Genomic DNA, 19,266 nt, shown 5'->3' on the forward strand with positions numbered 1-19,266 from the left:
CTTTCGATCAACGTGAGAGAGCGGCTCACCGTGCCACATCAGTCACAGCGTGCATTCAGCGGCCGATCAGCTCCTCGATCACCGCCTTCTCCCCCGGCGTGACGACGGACGGCCGCTTATCTGTGGCACGCACAGAACCTCCATCCCGCGGTCCGAGGATCAGCCCGAGGCACTGCGGGCGGGAGCAACGTCATCTCCAGCCCCGCACGCGGCCTCGAGAGATCCCGTTCGGCGACGCCGGTGGTCCGTCCGACCATCCAGATCCTCGGCTCCGGAACCGAAGCCGAAGCACAGCGACCTGCGCCGCCCTCACCAAATCAACGCGGTGAGTCGGGTCGAGCCACCACTTGCGCGGGTTTACGCCCGCCCCGTCACCGCATCCCCCGCCGTCCGGGACAGGAGAACACCCTCGATCGCCGGCCACACCAGCACCACCGCAAGCAGGACGAACGCCACCCGATACGGCCCGGCCGCGCCTTGGAACGGCCCGACAGCCTGGCCGACGCGCACGAGCAAAGCCCCGACCGCGACCCCAAGACCCGCACCAAGTTCCTGCAACGTCGACATCAGCGTGTTGGCGTGCGTCATCTGGACGGGCTCGACGTCGGCGTAGGCGACGCTGTTATAGGCGGTGAAGCCGATCGACCGGAAGATACCGCTCAATGCCAGCAGGCCCAGCAACAGGGGCAACGGCGTCGTCGCTTCCAGGGAGGCGATCCCCACCAGGCAGGCGGCAGAGGCGGCGATCGAGCCGAGCAGCACCGTGCGGATCCCGAGGGCACGCATCAGGGGGGTGGTCACCGGTTTGATCCCCACGTTCCCCAGGAACAGTGCGATCACGACGGCACCGGCCTCGGCGGCCGTCCAACCGAACCCGAGCTGGAAGAACAGCGGGAGCAGGAAGGGGATGGCGGTGATCACCGCGCGGAAGATCGACCCGCCGAACGCCGTCACGCGGAAGGTGCGGATGCGGAGGGTTCGCAGGTCCACAAGCGGCCGCGGGCTCCGAAGGAGGTGAAGCACCGCCGCACCGAGCAGGACGGCGGCGAGGACGAGACCGGTCCCCGCGACGGCCCATCGCGGCTCGCCCGCCCCCAGACTCTCCATCCCGACCACCAGCGCGGCAACGCCGAGGGCAGTCAGGGTGAAGCCGCGTCTGTCCAAACGACCGGCGTCCTCGGCGCGGAGGTCGGGCACCAGGCGCCGGGCGAGCAGCAGCGCGGCCAGCCCGAGCGGGATGTTGATCACGAAGATCCACCGCCATGAGGCGTACTCGCTCAGCACGCCACCCAGCACCGGGGAGATCACGGGCGCCGCGAGGGCGGGCCAGGTGAGGTAGGCGATGGCGCGGACGAGGTCGGGCTTGGCGGTCGTCCGCAGCACGACGAGGCGCCCGACCGGCACCATCATCGCGCCGCCTGCCCCTTGCAGCACCCGTGTCGCGGTCAGCATCGGCAAGTTCGTGGCCAGCGCGCACCCGGCCGAGGCGACCGTGAACATCACCAGCGCCGCCATGAACACGCGTCGGGCTCCGAAGCGGTCGGCCAGCCAACCACTGATCGGGATGAGCACGGCCAGTGTCAGGACGTACGCGGTGATCGCGACATTGATGTCGACCGGGCCGACGCCGAAGTCGGCGGCGATGTGGGGCGCGGCCGGGGCGATGATCGTGCCGTCGAGGATCTCCATGAAGAACGCGCCGGCGATGAGAAGGGCCAGGCCCCGGTTCAGACCTGCACCTTTGCTCACCCGATCACCGTAAACAGGCGCACACCGACGACAGATGTGAGATCAGCGACGTTGGCGCCAAGCACCGTGCAACGGGACCTTGACGTTGCACTGCCGGCACTGCCAATACAGCAGCGGGGCGGCTTTGCTCCAGCGCCGTCGCACCTCCATGGGCCGACGGCACCCCGAACAGTGCTGGGGAGTCCCGATCTCGTCGACCCGCAGTTCGGTGAGCAGGCGGGAGGCGAACGCGCGGCCTTCCATCGTGATCATCGATTCGCGCGACCTCCCCGGACTGTTGGACAGGACGTTCAGGCTGCCCAGGAGCACAACCTGCCCGTCGATGACGACGATCTTGCGGTGCTCCAGATCCGAACGGATCACCGTCGCCCCCGACTCGACGAGCGTGGGGAGCTGGCGCTGGGCCCAGTCCTTCGCCATGAGGCGGTCCTCGTCAGGGCGGATGAACACCCGGACGTCCACGCCGCGCTCGACGGCCGCGCGAATCAACGGCACCACCTCCCGGGCCCGATTGGCGATCCACGGCGACCACATCCACACCGACTGCCGCGCCGCCTTCAGGCGTTGTTCGAGCTCACGGCCGAACGCGTGCTCGTCGTGAACGTCGGTCACCGTCACCAGTTGCTGCAGCAGCCGGGACACCTGGACGAACGTCTCGTCCACGACATCGGGCGCCGGTTCGTCCAGCCCGAGCATCGCCGCGGCGCTCCACCGCCGGATCTCTCCGCTGTCGATACCCTCTCGCAGCTCACGGAACGGCCCGGTGCCCGCGCCCGGAAGGCCCCGCCCGTCGCCGATCAGGTAGAGGCGGCGGCGTGCCCGCGTGATCCCGACGCCGAAGACCTTCAGGCCGTCGTACTCCCACGGATCGTCGCCGCGTTTGCCGCGAGCCACCCAGCCGCGCCCGTCGTCGACGAGGTCGAACACGAGCGTGGGGTACTCGCGTCCCTGGAAGGAGTGCACCGTCCCGACGGCCGTGCCGGCAATCATGTCGCGGTCGCGCAGTGCGGCGAGCGTGGCCTCGGACTGCACGTTGTACGGGGTCACGACGCCGACCGGTCCGTCCGGAGCGTGCAACTCCGCCAGCGCCCGCGACAGCACGACCCCTGCCGTCCACCATCTGCCCCGCACGCTCCCGGCGCGGATGGGAGCGAGATCGGGCACCGTCGAGACGTCGACCAGCACGATCTCCGTCTGCGGTCGAGCGGTGATCCCAGGCAGCTCGCGCGCGTCGCGCAGGACGTCGTAGATCACGCTGTTGGCGAGCCGGCGCAGCTCGGGGCCGAACCGGAACTGGTGGGTGAGCGCCACGCACCGGGCGTCCGTGTCAGCCGGGGTGTGGATGCCCACGTGCTTGAAGCAGGTGGCCAGGATCCACTTCTCGACGACAGGGCTCGGGTCGTGCCGGATCCCGTCGAGAACCGGCCCGAGCTGCAGGAAGTCGCCGAAGAGGACGGCGGTCGTCCTTGCGCGGCACAACGCGAGCAGCACCTCGGCCAGTGCCGCAGCGCCGGCCTCGTCGACGAGGACGACGTCGAAGGTCGCCGTCGCGATCGCGGGGTGCATGCGGGACCGTGCGAGGGTCGTCGCGACGACCTGTGCCTCGCGGACGATCTCCGCTTCCGCGTCGGCGCGCAGCCTCCGGACCCGGCCGACCAACGTTCGGAGCTTCGCCTCGAGCGCGCCCCGCTGTCCGGCTGCCCGGTGTTGTTGGGCTGTCAGATCCTGAAACCGCTGGTAGTGGGCCGGAAGATCGAGCTGCGCGCACCGCTCGACGAGACGCCGATCGTCGTCGCTGAGGGCGGAGTGATCCTGCGCCGTGCCTCGCAGACCGTCGAGCTCATGTCGGGCACGGTGGAGCTCCTCGACTGCCGCGGCCGCCTCAGCCTGAGCGCGCGCGACGCGGTCGTCGGCCGCATCGAGGTCGGCCGCCGAGACGCTGCCCATGATCCGGCGGGCCGTGAACTGCAACGCCAACAGTCCCCTCCGACGGCCGACCGCCTCCGCGATGAAGCGGTCGTACTTGGCTACCGCGTGAGCGTGCTGACGGTGATGGCGTCGGCGCGCGATGTAGCCGGCGGACGGCGACGGCCCGAGATCGAAGGCGTCGCGTTCGAGCTGGACGATCCGCTGCTCCTGGTCGAGGCGAGCGAGCTCGTCCGCGGCCTTCGCGTGCTGGACGAGGGCCCGACGCGCCGGGTCGAGCGCGACGTGCGCGGCCTTCGCTTCAAGCAGCGCGGCACGGGCCGCCGCGTCCGCTGCCTCCGCGCTCTCGACCGCAGCCTCTGCAGCGCGCACTCCGGAACGCCGCTCGTCAGCCTCCCGCTCAGCTGCAACTCGCGCGGCGGCGGCTCGGTAGGCCCGGTCGTCGTAATCGGCCAACTCGGCGCGCAGGCCCTCGATCTCCGCATCGAGGTCGTCCATCTGCCGCAGCTGCGCAGCCACGCGTTCACGTGCCTCGTCGGCCTCGTGGGACGCCCTCGCGGCGAGACGTTCCAACTGCACGTCCGGATCGGCGGCGATCTCCTTCAGGTGCGCCGGGCCGACGCGCACCGCCACGCCCGGCCGGTGCGGCAACCCGGGCAGCGCGGCGTGCAGCGCGTTGTCGACCGCGACATTGGCCGTGGACACCAGCAGCACACGCTTCCCGCGACTGACCAACTCCTCGATCGCACGGGCGAGCACCAGCGTCTTGCCCGTGCCCGGCGGCCCCCAGACGAGCCGAACCCCGGGGCTGAGACAGGCCCGGAACGCCTCAGCCTGGGCTGCGAGAAGCCCGACGGGCTCCGCCGACGACGTCACGTGCCCGCCGAGCCGCTTCTCCACCAGTGCCTGCGCCAGGGGTGCGGAACCCGCGTGCCGCAAGCCGTCGCGCAGCTTCTCCAGCAGGAACCGCGGCGACATCGAACGGGCCCACAGGTAGCGGCAGTACGCCGGCAGGCCCCGCGGTTCGCGCAACATCAGCACGCCGTCGACGTTGCGAAGCTCCTCGACCGGATACGCGGGCTCGTGCTCGGGGCCGCGCTCGCCGGCGAAGCACGGCTCCCCCAGCGCGTCAGGGTTGGTCCGGCTCGCGCGGAGGTCGAGCACCAGCCATCCGTCACGCTGTGGCGTCGCCGGCCCGATGTTGCGCCAGCATCCGGCGTTGCGTCCGAGATCGGGTTTGGTCTCGATCCACCGCTCGACCGCCTCGATGACCTCTGCCGACCAGTCCGCGGTCATCCCGACCCCCACTCACACACAAGCTCTGTGTGATCTAACCAACAATGACTAGTTAGTTACACAGAGCTAAGAGAGTGACGATTCGTCGGTGACGGACTTTTCGCCGCAGTGACCGTGTGGGCTTCGGCCGGAGCTCCCAGCAAGCGAGGTCAGCGGGCCTCGGAACGGGCGACACCCAGCCGTGCAGCTTCGAGGGCGAGCGTCACGAGCCCGGCCATCAGCAGTATCCCGGCCACCACGATGAGCACGAGCGCGATCCCACCCTCCGTCGCTTGACCGTCGCCGACCGCCTCGATCAGCGCGGTCGCCGCGACGATGCCGATTGCACCGATGCAGATCATCACCGTCAGCAGAACCGAGGTGCCCTCGGCGGAGCGCCTGGCGGGAAGCACGTTCTGCACGGCGATCTGGCCGAGCGAGTAACCCATGCCCGTGGTGATGCCACAGAGCCCGAGCACGATGACGTAGAGCGGCAGCGGCTTGACGACCGCCAGCAGCGCCAACGCGGGCGCGGAGAGCAGCACCGCGATACCCATCACGATCCCGGCCGGATAGCGGCTGCTCAGCCGGCCGGCCACGGGCCCGCACGCAGCCAACCCGATGGACGACACCATGAACAGCAGGCCCGCGGCCGCGGCCGTCAGACCTCGCACGTTCTGCAACTCCAGGGTGGCACTGACGACGTAGACGACCGCCCCGACGTTCGCGAGCGTGCCGGCGACGGTGAGCACCACGAACAGCCGGTTGTGCATGAGCGAGGGACGGACCAGCGGTGCCGCACTCCGCGACTCCACCACCCCGAACGCCACCAGAAGCGTCACCCCGACGATCAGCGGGACGAGCGTCACCGGGTTCGTCCACCCCTGGGCGCCGACGTCGTCGATCGCGATGCTGACCAGGGCGAGCCCGCCGACCACGGTGATGACACCCCACCAGTCCAGCCCGGCGAGGTTTCGCGGCCCGGCCTCGTCGCGGGAGTTCGAGAGCCGCAGGCCACCCCAGATGGCCAGCGCCGCGATGGGCACGTTGAGCAGGAACACCCAGCGCCACCCGACGGTGGAGGCCAGCACCCCGCCCACCACAGGCCCGAGCGCGGTCCCGAGACCCGCGATCCCCAACAGTGCCCCCGTGACGCGGGGCCGAACCTCCTCGCTCGTGGCGTTGGTGACGAGGGCCAATGCCGTCGGCATGATCATCGCGGCCCCTGCGCCCTGCACGATCCGGGCCGCGATCAGCACGGGCACCGACGACACGAGCCCGCAGGTCAGGGATGTCAGCCCGAACAATGCAACCCCGAGCAGCAGTACAGTCCGGCGCCCCAGTACGTCACCGGCCCGACCGCCGGGGATGAGGAGCGAACCCAACGCGATCATGTAGCCGCTCAGGAGCCACTGCAGGTCGGTGACCGTCGTGCGCAGGTCGTCGGCGATGGTGGGGAGGGCCAGGGTGAGGGAGAAGAAGTCGAGCTGGACGCAGAACAGCGCCGCCCCGACGGGCAGGAACGGCGCGGTCTGGCGCAGCGTGCTCCCGGTCGCGGTCATTCCCACCGCCCCTTCCGCGGGCCCAGTCCGCGGTGTCGCCGAGCTGCCCTCCCCCACCGTCAAAACCGTTCGAGCTTCGGAAGCTAACAGCGTGTTCGGAGCACGCGCGCCCTGCAATCGGGCGAGCGGGAGCAGCTCGTTGTCAAACCTCCGCCGGCAACGCCATCAACCGCCGGCAGGCCGCCCTCTCAGACTGTGCTCGACATCGAGCCGTCCGCGCGCGCCAAGTTCCGAGAGCCGATGTGCGAACGATCAGCCAATTCCGGCTGGGTGACCGAGCGGCCCCAGTCGCGCGCGAGCGATATCCAGCTCAGCCGCGGTGAACAGCGAGCTGAATTGTTGATCGAGCACGAGCGCTTCGACAGTCAGGTCCAGACGATCTTCCTGCCAGAGCCGCACGAATCCGTCGCTGATCGTCGGCGACGCCAGAAGGATTCGAGCGGCCCCGAGAGCCCCATGCTGGTGTGCCATCTCCCGCAGCACATTGGGAGCGTAGTTGAGCTCGGCTTTGCACCTGTCGATCAGCATGAAGAGCGCGTGGTCAAATGCCCCCGGCTCGGGCTTCTCAACGTCGTCCGGTTCCGCCAAGCCGGCTTCGCCGAATCCAGCGCCTCGCTCGCCAGAGGCGACGGCGTTCCGTCGCTGTACGAATCCGCGCAGCGCGTCGACGGAGGTGAAGACCTCGTATCCCAGCTCGGTCAAGCGTGGGAGGTCTGCCTCATCGGGGTCCATCTCCAGCATCACGGGCGAACCCTGACCCGACTGCAACCCGTCGGCCCAAAACGCCTCCGCGACTGCCAGCGGACGGCCGGTTTCCGGATCCGCGATCTCGGTGTCCAACGCGGGCCTCGCGTAACCCATACCGGCCAGCTCGTCCACCAACGACCGGATCTGCGCCGCGCGAGCGTCGACGTCGTCCGGGTCCGGGGACACGACGATGGGCTCGAGCCTGTCCCACGGGCGAGTGCCCGCAAGCAGTTGGTCCAAGAACTCGTTTGCCCTCGCGGCCAGCAGCTCCCGCCGAGCGGCGAGGAACTCGCGATAGTTCTCGATGCGCCACAGTCGCGCGTCGTCAGGGATCCATTGCGAGGACAGCGCGGCGGGATCGAGCGAACCTAGGTACTGCGCCGGATCAAGCCCCGCCAAGCTCATCGCCGAGGACGGCGTCAGGAACACGAAGTTCGCGATCGCGTTGATCTCGGCGCGGGTGTAGCCAGCCTTCGACAACGCCTGCTTCGGGAAGATCTCGTGCACCTGAATCGCAGAGGCGTCTTGACCGAGAGGACGGCTGGTGGCGAGATCACGCGCACCCTGGACCCGAGCCAGCATGTAGAGCAGCGGGTAGGAGCGCGAGCCACGGCCTACGCCCTCGAAGTCCTGCGCGTCGATCGACATGTTGCCCTTGCGCGTGCGGGCAAGCGCCGCGATGACTCCGTCGATCCCGCTCTTGTCGACGGTCTCCAGGTCCTTTGCCAGGAACGTCTCTGTCGAGCCGGCGAACCGTCCGCGCAGCGCGGCGTGCACGTACCAGTAGAGCGCCTTGTCCGCCTCGGGACCGTCGATGAACCGCCCACCGCGGTTGTGGAGGTGCCGCGAGATCACAGGAATCGCGTACCGCCCCATGAGCACACGGTCGTGATCCAGGCCGAGCCGTCCCACCGCGAGGTCGGAGAGGAAGTGATCGACGTGGTGGAGCGCCTCGTTGAGCGCATGCTCGAAATCCGAGGCGGTGACGTCCTCCAGCGCCGAGAACGGTGCCCGGCCGGTCGCCACCGCGTTGACGTTGCGCAGCAACCAGTCCGGCGTGAACTGGTAGCCGGCGTCCCGCCAGCGGTCGAGGTTGCGCCGCATCGTCGGACGGGCGTCGCCCCACTCGGAGCAGATGCGCGCGAGCGCCAGATCGCCCTTCGAGAGCTTGGTGCCGCCCGAGTTGACGCGGTTGAAGATGTCGACGACGACGTCGACGGTCTTGTCGACGCCGGTGATGGCCTCGATGTGGAAGACCCGCTCGAGGATGTTGCGCAGCAGTTGCACCCGGTCGACGTACTCGGCGAACCGGTCTTGTGTGTCGGGATTCGCGCCGAGCATGGCGTAGGTCGCGTTCGGGCCGTCGACGAACAGCGACGTCACGTCGATCCACCGCGGATCGTCCTTCATCTTCACCGGGCCGTAGAACTCGAATGCCTCGGTCTCGACGTTGAACCGCAGACCGCGGAATGTGTCCGAGTCGCCTTCGAAGAACGACGGCGCTCGGCCGCGGATGATCCCGTACAGCGTCGTGACTCGCTGCTGTCCGTCGAGCAAGAGCGACTTGGTCCCGGCGGTCACAAGGCTGCCTCCGCGCACCGCCTGCACACCGGACTCGGTCTCCCAGACGAGCAGCGCACCCACCGGATAGCCCTTGTAGAGCGAGCGCATGAGTCCGCGAACCTGGTCGCGGTTCCAGACGTACCCCCGTTGAAACTCCGGAAGGAGCATCGATCCCGCATCGATCTGGTCCAAGATCGTGCTCAGCTTCGCCATGCCGTCCCCCTCCGCGCGCCACCCACAGATCGGTGAACGATCAACTGGTGTTACGCGCCACATCGACGCAGGAACGAGCTGGGATCCCGCCCGGCGCCATCCGAGGAGGCGATCGAGCGACGTTGGCCGTCCGCCGCGCGGATCGGCGGCTGCCTCGGTGTGGATCACGACGCCGCCCGCCGCGTGAAGATCGTCTTCGTGCCCATAGAGTGCTGACCGCGGCCCGCCGGGCACCGAGTTCCGGCTCGTTGCTGCCCCCACCCGCACGCCGATGACGCGTGCCTTGTGGGGGATAACCGGTGGCCTTGGTCCGTGACCGTGCCGATGTTCTGCTGGAGAAGGCCGAGGCCGACGAGTTGCACGAACTCCTCGCTCAGCAGGCCAGGATCCAGTTCAACTCGGGCACCGGCACCGGTGAGATCACGTCGTGGCGGAACAGTCTGCCCGCGTTCCTCCGTGACCTCCGCGAGGCAGGGCTGGGCCACGTCGAGGTCCTCCTCGAACACAAGCTGCCGTTCACTCCCAAGAGAGTCGACGTGCTGCTGTGTGGGACGCATCCCAAGACGCACCGCAACTCGTACGTGCTGGTCGAGCTGAAGCAGTGGACCAACGCGGAGCCCCGCGACGATGGGCTGGTCATGATCCCGCAGTACGGCCAGCCCGTGCTGCATCCCGCCGATCAGGTTCGCGGGTACTGCGAGTACCTGATCGACTTCACGCCCTTCCTCGCCGATGGAAGCGCCGGGGTGTATGGGATCGCGTATCTCCATAACGCCACCACCGAGGGCTGGAAGCTCAAGAAGTACCGCCTCGACGAGCACGGCCGCCTCTACACCCGCGACGAGCGAGCCGAGCTGATCAACGAGCTGAGGCGCCTGCTCGACTCGAGCCCGGCGTCTGCGGGGGCAGCCCGACAGGCCGCCGACGACCTGCTGCAGGCCCGGACCGAGCCGTCGAAGCAACTCCTCGCGGTGGCGGCGAAGGAGGTGAAGGAGCGGGAGCAGTTCGTTCTCCTCGACCAACAACAGGTGGCCTACAAGATCGTCGAGCAGGCCGTCGATCTCGCCAACCGCGAGAACACGAAGACCGTCGTCATCGTCCTCGGCGGGCCGGGCTCGGGTAAGAGCGTTCTGGCCCTCAGCCTGCTCGGTGACCTCTCACGACGTGGTCGCCGTGTCTTGCACGCCACCGGCTCCAAGGCGTTCACCGAGACCCTCCGAAAGATCGTGGTTGGTTCCCGGAACGCCCGCGCCCAGACCATGTTCACCTTCTTCAACGGCTTCATCGGCGCCGAGAGCAACTCCCTCGACATGCTGATCTGCGACGAGGCGCATCGGATCCGCGAGACCAGCGTCAACCGCTTCACGCGGGCTGCCGTACGTGCGGCAGCCAAGCGGCAGGTACACGAGCTCATCGAAGTCGCGCGAACCCCCGTCTTCCTTCTCGACGAGCACCAGGTGGTGCGTCCAGGCGAGTTGGGCACGGAGGCCGAGATTCGGGCGGAGGCCGAGGCTGCGGGCTGCCGCGTCGAAGTGGTGCGTCTCGAAGGTCAGTATCGCTGCGGGGGATCCGAACTGTATGAAGAGTGGGTCCTCCGCCTCCTCGGCCTTGATCCTCGTCCTCCGATCTCCTGGTCCGAACTCGTGCAGAACCGAGACGAGACCTACAAGGTCGCGGCTCTCCCCACTCCAACGGCACTCGAATCCTGGTTGATCTCTCAGAACCCGCTCGGTGCTGACACCGCGCGGATCGCGACCGGCTACTGCTGGCGGTGGAGTGACCCCGACGTCGTCGACGGCGCCAAGCGACTCGTCGACGACGTCGTCATCGGCGAGTGGAAGCGCCCGTGGAACGCGAAGCCGGAGAAGGCAGTACCGGGCGTGCCTCCTTCTCATTTCTGGGCCAGTGACAGCCGCGGCTTCGGGCAGGTCGGCTGCATCTACACGGCGCAGGGTTTCGAGTACGACTGGTCAGGAGTGATCTTCGGCGACGACTTCGTGCGCCGGGAGGGCGGCTGGGTCGCGCGGCGCGAGTACTCCTACGACACACCGGTGAAACGTGCCAAGGACCAGTGCCCGGCCCTCGTCCGGAACACCTACAAGGTGTTGCTGACTCGCGGTATGAAGGCGACAGCCACCTACTCGACGGATCCGGAAACGCAGGAGTTCCTCGAGCGGATGTGCCGATGACCGAAGTCGCCGATCTCGCTGATCGGCTGCGATCGTTCGCCGCAGCGCGGGGATGGGAGCGATTCCACACGCCGAAGAATCTGTTGATGGCCCTCGCCGGTGAGGTCGGGGAGCTCAACGCGGAGCTGCAGTGGTTGTCCGAAGCAGAGGCCGAGCCACGAGCCTGGGACGACGAACTCCGCGCTCGGGTCACCGACGAGGTCGCCGACGTTCTGATCTACCTCGTCAGATTCGCAGACATGTGCGGCATCGACATGATCGACGCCGCACACGCCAAGATCGGGCGGAACGAGACGCGCTATCCGCCCTCCTGAGCCTCAGCCCGTGAACCGCTCCTGCAATGCCTTGATCCCGCCCGCGTACACCACACCGGCGAAGGTCTTGGTGAGCCCCTCCTCGTCCGCCGCCTCGGCGTCGAATTCCGACCACCACTCCGCGAAGGTGTGGCCCGAGTCGGTGACGGGTGCCAGGCGCACGGTCGAGATGTAGCGCCGCACCGCGAACGGGCTCTCGACGATCTGGTAGGTGAAGGTGTGGTCGGTGTCATCGAGGGTCACGAGTCGCTCGACGACCACTCCCCCGCCGCCCAGGACGAGGCGGCGGACGGCGCCCACCTCGGTGCCGGATGCGCCGGAGTCCAGGGAGCTCTTCTCGATGCCGGAGTGCCAGCTGGTCATCCCGTTGAAGTCACGGATCAGAGCCCAGACCTCCTCGACGGGGGCAGCTACGACACCACTGGCGTACGGGCGGGGCATGCGGGTCTCCTATTTGGTTAGCCGGGTCTTGAAGGCGCGGGTTTGTTCGGTGAGGGCTCGCTCGGTTGGCAGGCGTTCCATCGACGACGCCCCGTAGAAGCCGTGGCAGTGCTTCGTGCGGTCGAGGACGTGGGCGGCGTCATCGGGCATCGCGATCGGGCCGCCGTGGCAGAGCACGAGTACGTCGTCGCGCACCTCGCGCGCTGCGGCGGCCCACTCGTCGATCAGCGCCACGCAGTCGTCCAGCGATTTCGCCGTCTCCGCGCCGATCGAGCCACCCGTGGTGAGGCCCATGTGGCAGACGATGATGTCCGCCCCGGCCCGGGTCATCGCCCGTGCGTCGTCGGCGGAGAAGACGTAGGGCGTGGTCAGGAGGTGCGCGGCGCGGGCGGCGGCGACGAGGTCCACCTCGAGGCCGTAGCCCATCCCGGTCTCCTCGAGGTTCGCGCGGAACACCCCGTCGATCAGCCCGACGGTCGGGAAGTTCTGGATCCCGGCGAAGCCCAGGTCGGTGAGTTCGCGCAGGAACCTGTCGGTGATCATGAATGGGTCGGTGCCGTTGACGCCCGCGAGCACCGGGGTGTGCTCGACGACCGGCAGCACCTCCGCAGCCATCTCCACCACGATCTCGTTGGCGTTGCCGTACGCGAGCAGGCCGGCGAGGGAGCCGCGGCCGGCCATGCGGTAGCGGCCGGAGTTGTAGATGACGATGAGGTCGATGCCGCCGGCCTCCTCGCACTTCGCTGAGAGGCCCGTGCCCGCCCCGCCGCCGATGATCGGCTCGCCTCGACGGGCCATGTCCTGGAACTTCTCGACGAGCTCGGCGCGCACGAAGCGGGTCACCGCTGCACCTCCTGCCACGCGCTGACGATCGCGGCGGCGAACTCGGGGTCGTTGACGTGGTGTGGCAGGCGCACCACGCGCCGCTGGTCCGTCTGCTTCACCTCCGCCTCGAGCGTGGCGAAGAGCGCCTCGTCGGTCTCCGGGTCCCAGAACGCCTGCCCGGGGGCGTCGAGGGCCGAGACCCCGCCCGTGGGCAGCAGGAACCGCACCGGGCCCTCGCACGCGTTGAGCTTGCGGGCCAGGAACCGCCCGATCTCGACGCACTCTGCGCGCGTGGTGCGCATGAGCGTGACCTGCGGGTTGTGTTCGTAGAAGGTGCGGCCGGCGAACTGTTCCGGGACGGTCGACGGGGCGCCGAAGTTGACCATGTCGAGCGCCCCGCACGACCCGACGTACGGGACGTGGGTGCGGGCGATCGCGCCGAGCCGGTCCATCGTCGCCGCCATCACACCGCCCACGAGGAGATCGCACACCTCCGTGGTGCTGATGTCGAGGACGGAGCTGACGAGCCCGTCGTCCACGAGCTTCTCCATCGCCCGCCCGCCGGTGCCGGTGGCGTGGAAGACGAGCGGGTCGACGGAGTCGCCGAGCCGCTCGATCACGGCGGTGACGCAGGGGGTGGTGACGCCGAACATCGTCAGCCCGACGGCGGGCTTGTCCTCGGCCTCGGGGATCTCGTTGAGGACGAGGCCGGCGAGCGCGTGCGCCGCGTTGCCGATCACCCGGCGCGAGATGCGGTTGAGGCCGGCGACGTCGGTGACCGAGTACCACATGGCGATGTCGGAGGCGTCCACATAGGGCGCGACGTTCCCCGAGGCGACCGTGGACACCATGATCTTCCCGACGCCGACCGGGAGCGCCTGCATCGCGGGCGTGATCAGGGCGGTTCCGCCGGATCCGCCCAGGCCGAGAACGCCGGCCACGTCGGTGCGGGAGGCGACGAACCGCTGCAGTGCCTCGGCCATGGCGGCAACGGCGGTACCGCGGTCGCCGGTGAAGACCGCGTCGACGCCGCCGGGGTGGTGCGCCGCGACCTCCTCCGCGGAAACATCGGCCGCAGTGCCCCGCCGCTGCGTCGACACGTCGACGGTGACGACCTCGGCGCCGGCTGCCCGGACCCGCTCCGCGGCGTACTGCAGCTCCGCGCCCTTCGTGTCGAAGGTGCCGATCACGTACGCGAGCGCCATGTGATCGTTCTAGCGCATCGACCGTGGACAGGGACACCTATGCGTCGGGACAGCGCTGAACGGCGCAGGCGGACCTCGCGGTGTCCTCGCAGCACGAGCGTCGTCCTCGCAGAGGCCCCAACACGTGCGAGGAGACCACAGCCTCTGCGACGACTCCCGCTGATCGATGAGTTTTGGGGAGCCGGGTGGTCGGATCTGCGCACCCTCACCTTCAGGAGGACTCTTGAGCACGATCTCACCCATGATCATCACGCGTGACCTCGAATCCCTGGTCCGCTTCTACACGGAGGTGTTCGGGGCCGAGGAGACCGAGCGCTACCCCGCCGAGGGCCCCGCCTTCTTCCTCGGTCTCCGGATCGGCGATTCGCAGCTCGGGATCGTCGCGAACACCGAGATCGACACGTTGGCCCCGCAGCGTCTGCTGCTGAGCATCGACGTCGAGAACGTCGACAAGCTGCTGGAGCGGGTCGAGACGCTCGGCGGCAAGGTGCTCGGGCCGCCGAACGACATGGCGTGGGGGCAACGGGTGGCGCACGTGCAGGACCCCGACGGCAACCCGGTCAACCTCACGCAGGCCATCTGACTGATGATCAACGCGCATTGATTCATCCCCGATGATGAATCAGTGCACGTTCGTCGCCCCGCGTCGGCGCATATTGCGGCGCTCGGACGCCGTCAGAGGCAATGATGTGGTGTGAGCACTTCGACGCAACCGGCGCGCACCGGGCTCGACCTCCAGTGGGTCGACACTGCGATCCGCCCCCAGGACGACCTGTTCCAGCACGTCAACGGCCAGTGGCTGCGCACGCACGAGATCCCGGCCGACCGGTCGCAGGACGGCGCGTTCTACGCGCTGCGTGACCGCGCCGAGGAGGACGTGCGGGCGATCGTCGAGGAAGCGGGGTCGCAGCCAGGCGACGACGCGCGGAAGATCGCCGACCTGTACGGCTCGTTCATGGACGTCGAGCGCATCGAGGCCGCAGGCACCGCGCCGCTGCGCCCGCTGCTCGACGAGGTGGCCGGCGCCACCGACAAGGCAGCGCTGGCGGCCGTGCTCGGCCGGCGCCAGCGGGAGGGGCTCAGCTCGCTGTTCGGGGCGTTCGTCATCACCGACGCCAAGGACTCGACGCGCTACCTCGTGCACCTGTCGCAGTCCGGTCTCGGGCTCCCCGACGAGGCGTACTACCGCGAGGACGCCTACGCCGAGATCCGCACCAAGTACGTCGAGCACCTGGCGCGGCTCGCCGAGCTGGTCGGGTTGCCCGACCCGGAAGGCCTCGCAGCCACGGTGATGGACCTGGAGACGGCGCTCGCCGCCGTCTCGTGGGACCGCGTGACGAACCGCGATGCCGAGAAGACCTACACGCTCATGACGCTCGGCGAGCTGCGCGAGCACGCACCCGAGTTCGACTGGGACCCGTGGCTCGCGGCCCTCGGCGCACCGGCGAGCGCGTTCGACGAGGTGGTGGTGCGGCAGCCGAGCTTCATCGCCGCGGCAGCGAAGCTCTGGTCGGAGCGACCGCTCGAGCAGTGGCAGGCCTGGCTCGCGATCCGCACCGCCTCCGCCTCCGCCGACCACCTCAACGAGGCCGTCGTCGAGGAGGACTTCGGCTTCTACGGCCGCACCCTCTCGGGCACCCCTCAGCTGCGGGAGCGGTGGAAGCGCGGGGTCGGGCTCGTGGAGGGCGCGCTCGGGGAGGCCGTGGGCCGGCTCTACGTCGAGCGGCACTTCCCGGCGTCGGCCAAGGAACGGATGGTCACGCTCGTCGCGAACCTCGTGGAGGCTTACCGGCAGAGCATCAGCCAGCTGGACTGGATGAGCCCGGAGACCCGCCGGCGGGCTCTGGAGAAGCTCGAGCGGTTCACGCCGAAGATCGGCTACCCCGATGAGTGGAAGGACTACTCCGCGCTCGAGATCGTGGCCGACGACCTGCTCGGCAACGTCCGGCGCGCCGGTGCGTGGCGCACCGACGACGAGCTCGCGAAGATCGGCAAGCCGGTGGACCGCAACGAGTGGTTCATGACCCCGCAGACGGTCAACGCCTACTACAACCCGCGGATGAACGAGATCGTGTTCCCCGCAGCGATCCTCCAGCCGCCGTTCTTCGACCCCGATGCCGACGACGCCGCGAACTACGGCGGGATCGGCGCGGTGATCGGACACGAGATCGGCCACGGCTTCGACGACCAGGGCTCGAAGTACGACGGCGACGGCAACATGACGGACTGGTGGGAGCCCACCGACCGCACGGAGTTCGAGCGCCGCGCCGACGCCCTGATCAAGCAGTACGGCGACCTCTCGCCTGCCGGGCTGCCCGACCACAAGGTCAACGGCGCCCTCACGGTCGGCGAGAACATCGGCGACCTCGGCGGACTGACCATCGCGATCAAGGCCTACAAGATCGCGACGGACGGATCGGAGCCGCCGGTGCTGGACGGCCTCACTGGCCTGCAGCGCGTGCTGATCGGCTGGGCGCAGGTGTGGCGGGCGGTCACCCGGGAGGCCGAGGCGGTGCGCCGGCTGGCCATCGACCCCCACTCGCCGCCGAACCTGCGCTGCAACGCCGTGGTCACCAACCTCGACGCGTTCCACGACGCGTTCGACGTGCAGGAGTCCGACGCCCTGTACACGCCGCCTGAACAGCGGGTACGTATCTGGTGACGCCACCGTGCAGCGGACCATCCGGAGCCCGCCACCGCGCGACACAGTTCACCAACGGGTGACTGCCCACCCATCCGATGGAGAATGGGAACCATGCAAACCCGAGTCGCATACGGCGAGAGCGGCCTCTGGCTGGAGCTGCCCGACGGGGCGACCGTCGTCACCCCGAGCCACCGGCAGGCGGCCGCCGACCCGAGGGAGACCCTTCGGGCCGCACTGCGCCGGCCGGTGGCCGGACCTCCACTGCGGGAGCGCGTCTCCCGCGGCCAGACCGTGGCGATCTCCGCGTGCGACATCACGCGCCCGCAGCCGCGCGAGCTGATGATCCCCGCGATCCTCGACGAGCTGGACGGGATCGTCGACCTCGACGACGTGGTCGTCCTGGTCGCCACCGGCACCCACCGCGCGAACACGGAGGCCGAGCTGCGGGCGATGTTCGGCGACGAGGTCGTCGACTCCGTACGGATCGTCAACCACGACTCGCGCGCCAAGGACACCATGGTGTGGCGCGGCACCTTTGGGCGCGACGTGCCCGTGTGGCTCAACCGGGAGTGGTGCGACGCGGACGTCCGGATCACCACCGGGTTCGTCGAGCCGCACTTCTTCGCGGGGTTCTCGGGCGGTCCGAAGCTCGTGGCGCCGGGGCTCGCGGCGCTGGAGACGGTGCTCGTGCTGCACGACGCCGCGCGCATCGGCGACCCGCGCGCCACCTGGGGAATCACCCACGGCAACCCGGTGCACGACGACGTGCGCACGATCGCCGAGGCCACCGGCGTGACGTTCGCGCTCGACGTGGTGCTCAACGCCGACCAGGCGATCGTCGAGGCGTTCGGCGGCGACATCCTCCCGATGCACGAGGCCGCCACCGCGTTCGCGAAGGACGTGGCGATGCAGCCGGTGGACGACCGGTTCGACGTGGTGATCACCACCGGCTCGGGCTATCCCCTCGACCAGAACCTGTACCAGTCGGTCAAGGGGATGTCGGCCGCCTACAAGGTGGTCAGGAAGGGCGGCATGATCGTCTGTGCTGCGGAGTGCCGCGACGGCTTCCCCGACCACGGCTCCTACCGCACGTCGCTGACCTCGGGGGCGTCGCCGGAGGAGATGCTGACCGAGATCGCCGGCCGTGACCACACGGTGCCCGACCAGTGGCAGATCCAGATCCAGGCACGGATCCAAGCCGACTCCCGCGTCGTCATGCACACCTCGTACCTCTCCGACGCCGACCTCGCCGCGGCCCACCTCGAACAGACCGACGACATCCCCGGCACGGTCGAGAAGGCGCTGCGCGAGGCGGGGTCCTCGGCCCGGTTGTGCGTGCTGCCCGAAGGGCCGCAGACGGTCCCGTACGTCGCGGGCGAGCTGGCCTGATTCCCGCGCCCTCGTCCCGGCGAGCTCGGGAGGCGTGAGATCGTCGGCGTCGGCATTCCTCCGGATGCAGAGGGAGGCGGGGACGATCGCCGGCACCGAGACCTGGACGAGCGATGAGTGCGCGCAGGCCTGGGGCGTGAAGACCACGACCTGGGCGGGTTACGTCTCGCGCGGGCAGGCGCCGCAGCCGCTCCCGGGCAACGACGAGCGGGGCCGCCGGCGATGGGACGCCGACGAGGTCCGACGGTTCCCCCGCCCGGGCGCCGGGCGGTCCCGCGCCGGAGCGGGCCCGGAGGCCGAGGCCGTGCTGGCGGAGATGCGCGAGGTCGCCGAGCAGATCGAGGGGCTGCGGGCTCGGCAAAGGGAGTTGCTCGGGGCAGGCAAGCGGCAGGGCTTGGAGGTGCTCGCGATGGCTCGCGCCCTCGGGATCTCGCGCCAGACCGCCAAAAGCTGGCTCGACGACGCGTAGCGCGCCTGCGCGAGTGACCCGATCGGCCGAAGCTATTGGACGAGAGTGCCGGTCGTTCGATGCCGGTGGGCTACCAGCACCCGCGCGAGCGGGCCGTCCGCCCAGACCTACTGGACGAGAGTGCCGTTCGTACAGGGAGGCGGTGCGCGGCGGCGATCCGGTGTTGTAGCAGGCCGCGTCACGCCCGGGCCGGGGGATCCCCTGCGGGGCTGTCCGGCCCGTCGTGCCAGGCCGGCAGGACGAGTGCGCCCTCCATCCGGCGGAGCTCGTCGCGGTGCAGGGTGCTGAGCCGGGCGAGGATCTGCTGGCCGATGGGGGTGAGCACGACGCGGACCGCCCGCCCGTCCGCCGGGTGGGCCTCCCGCTCCACGAGGCCGTCGCCCTGGGCGCGGTTGACCAGCTCCACCACGCTGTGGTGGCGCAGTTGGAACCGATCGGCGAGCTCCCGCACCGTGGCCCACTCGCGCCCGGGGAAGCCCTTCAGCGTCAGCAGCAGCTGGTACTGCTGCGGGGTCAGGCCGTGGTCGCGCACCACTTCCTCGCTGAAGCGCAGGTAGCGGCGGATCCCGAAACGGAACCGCGCCAGCGCCTCGAAGTCCTGCTTCGTCAGGGGCGCCGCCTGGCCGGCTGACTCGACCTCAGCGGGCGCGGCGACAGGGCGCCGCGCTCCTCCGCTTTCATGGTCAGCCATCGATCAACTATATCGTGTTACGATAATACTGTCGTCAGCGGCCACGAAGCGCCGGTCAGGGAGC

General features: G+C 69.2%; 14 protein-coding genes. 6 read left to right on the forward strand and 8 right to left on the reverse strand.

What is annotated here, in order from left to right; all coding sequences use genetic code 11:
• Positions 1-357 precede the first annotated feature (357 nt).
• The 4 genes from ABD743_RS02175 to ABD743_RS02190 form a co-directional block, all read right to left on the reverse strand.
• Complete coding sequence (locus ABD743_RS02175; RefSeq protein ID WP_344718210.1) at positions 358-1,749, reverse strand: MFS transporter; 1,392 nt, start codon at positions 1,747-1,749, stop codon at positions 358-360.
• Positions 1,750-1,791: 42 nt separating this feature from the next.
• Positions 1,792-4,971 carry an AAA domain-containing protein gene (locus ABD743_RS02180; RefSeq protein WP_344718212.1) on the reverse strand — a complete coding sequence of 1,060 codons (3,180 nt, stop codon included), beginning with the start codon at positions 4,969-4,971 and terminating at the stop codon, positions 1,792-1,794.
• A gap of 149 nt (positions 4,972-5,120) precedes the next feature.
• Entirely contained in the window at positions 5,121-6,512 is a 1,392-nt protein-coding gene (locus ABD743_RS02185; protein WP_344718213.1) for an MFS transporter, read from the reverse strand.
• 252 nt (positions 6,513-6,764) lie between these two features.
• Positions 6,765-9,035 (reverse strand): GmrSD restriction endonuclease domain-containing protein, encoded by a 2,271-nt coding sequence (locus ABD743_RS02190; protein WP_344718215.1) that lies wholly within the window; start codon positions 9,033-9,035, stop codon positions 6,765-6,767.
• Positions 9,036-9,334: 299 nt separating this feature from the next.
• Here ABD743_RS02190 and ABD743_RS02195 point away from each other — a divergent pair, with 299 nt between their 5' ends.
• Together ABD743_RS02195 and ABD743_RS02200 are read left to right on the forward strand one after the other, a co-directional pair.
• Positions 9,335-11,224, forward strand: a complete 1,890-nt coding sequence (locus ABD743_RS02195) for a DNA/RNA helicase domain-containing protein (RefSeq protein WP_344718217.1) — start codon at positions 9,335-9,337, stop codon at positions 11,222-11,224.
• Positions 11,221-11,538, forward strand: a complete 318-nt coding sequence (locus ABD743_RS02200) for a nucleotide pyrophosphohydrolase (RefSeq protein WP_344718219.1) — start codon at positions 11,221-11,223, stop codon at positions 11,536-11,538. Before ABD743_RS02195 ends, ABD743_RS02200 begins: the two co-directional genes overlap by 4 nt.
• Before the next feature lie 3 nt (positions 11,539-11,541).
• Here the strand turns inward: ABD743_RS02200 and ABD743_RS02205 are convergent, their stop codons facing one another.
• Genes ABD743_RS02205 through ABD743_RS02215 form a run of 3 tightly spaced genes read right to left on the reverse strand, consistent with a single transcriptional unit; the run spans position 11,542 to position 14,009 of the window.
• Entirely contained in the window at positions 11,542-11,979 is a 438-nt protein-coding gene (locus tag ABD743_RS02205) for an SRPBCC family protein (RefSeq protein WP_344718221.1), read from the reverse strand.
• Positions 11,980-11,988: 9 nt separating this feature from the next.
• Positions 11,989-12,822 (reverse strand): phosphoenolpyruvate hydrolase family protein, encoded by an 834-nt coding sequence (locus ABD743_RS02210; RefSeq protein WP_344718223.1) that lies wholly within the window; start codon positions 12,820-12,822, stop codon positions 11,989-11,991.
• Positions 12,819-14,009 (reverse strand): Tm-1-like ATP-binding domain-containing protein, encoded by a 1,191-nt coding sequence (locus ABD743_RS02215; RefSeq protein ID WP_344718225.1) that lies wholly within the window; start codon positions 14,007-14,009, stop codon positions 12,819-12,821. Before ABD743_RS02215 ends, ABD743_RS02210 begins: the two co-directional genes overlap by 4 nt.
• Before the next feature lie 223 nt (positions 14,010-14,232).
• Here ABD743_RS02215 and ABD743_RS02220 point away from each other — a divergent pair, with 223 nt between their 5' ends.
• The 4 genes from ABD743_RS02220 to ABD743_RS02235 all read left to right on the forward strand — a co-directional run bounded on the left by ABD743_RS02220 (position 14,233) and on the right by ABD743_RS02235 (position 18,511).
• Positions 14,233-14,592 carry a VOC family protein gene (locus ABD743_RS02220; RefSeq protein WP_344718227.1) on the forward strand — a complete coding sequence of 120 codons (360 nt, stop codon included), beginning with the start codon at positions 14,233-14,235 and terminating at the stop codon, positions 14,590-14,592.
• Positions 14,593-14,703: 111 nt separating this feature from the next.
• Entirely contained in the window at positions 14,704-16,671 is a 1,968-nt protein-coding gene (locus ABD743_RS02225; protein WP_344718229.1) for a M13 family metallopeptidase, read from the forward strand.
• A gap of 93 nt (positions 16,672-16,764) precedes the next feature.
• Positions 16,765-18,042, forward strand: a complete 1,278-nt coding sequence (gene larA / locus ABD743_RS02230; RefSeq protein ID WP_344718231.1) for a nickel-dependent lactate racemase — start codon at positions 16,765-16,767, stop codon at positions 18,040-18,042.
• A 64-nt stretch (positions 18,043-18,106) separates the two neighbouring features.
• Positions 18,107-18,511: an RNA polymerase sigma factor gene (locus ABD743_RS02235; protein ID WP_344718233.1), complete on the forward strand. Its 405-nt coding sequence runs from the start codon at positions 18,107-18,109 to the stop codon at positions 18,509-18,511.
• Positions 18,512-18,689: 178 nt separating this feature from the next.
• On the opposite strand, the gene ABD743_RS02240 is transcribed toward ABD743_RS02235, so the two are convergent.
• On the reverse strand, positions 18,690-19,202 hold the full coding sequence (locus tag ABD743_RS02240) for a MarR family winged helix-turn-helix transcriptional regulator (protein ID WP_344718235.1): 513 nt from the start codon (positions 19,200-19,202) through the stop codon (positions 18,690-18,692).
• Positions 19,203-19,266: the final 64 nt, after the last annotated feature.

It is taken from the genome of Pseudonocardia yunnanensis, assembly GCF_039534065.1.
GTDB lineage: Bacteria > Actinomycetota > Actinomycetes > Mycobacteriales > Pseudonocardiaceae > Pseudonocardia > Pseudonocardia yunnanensis.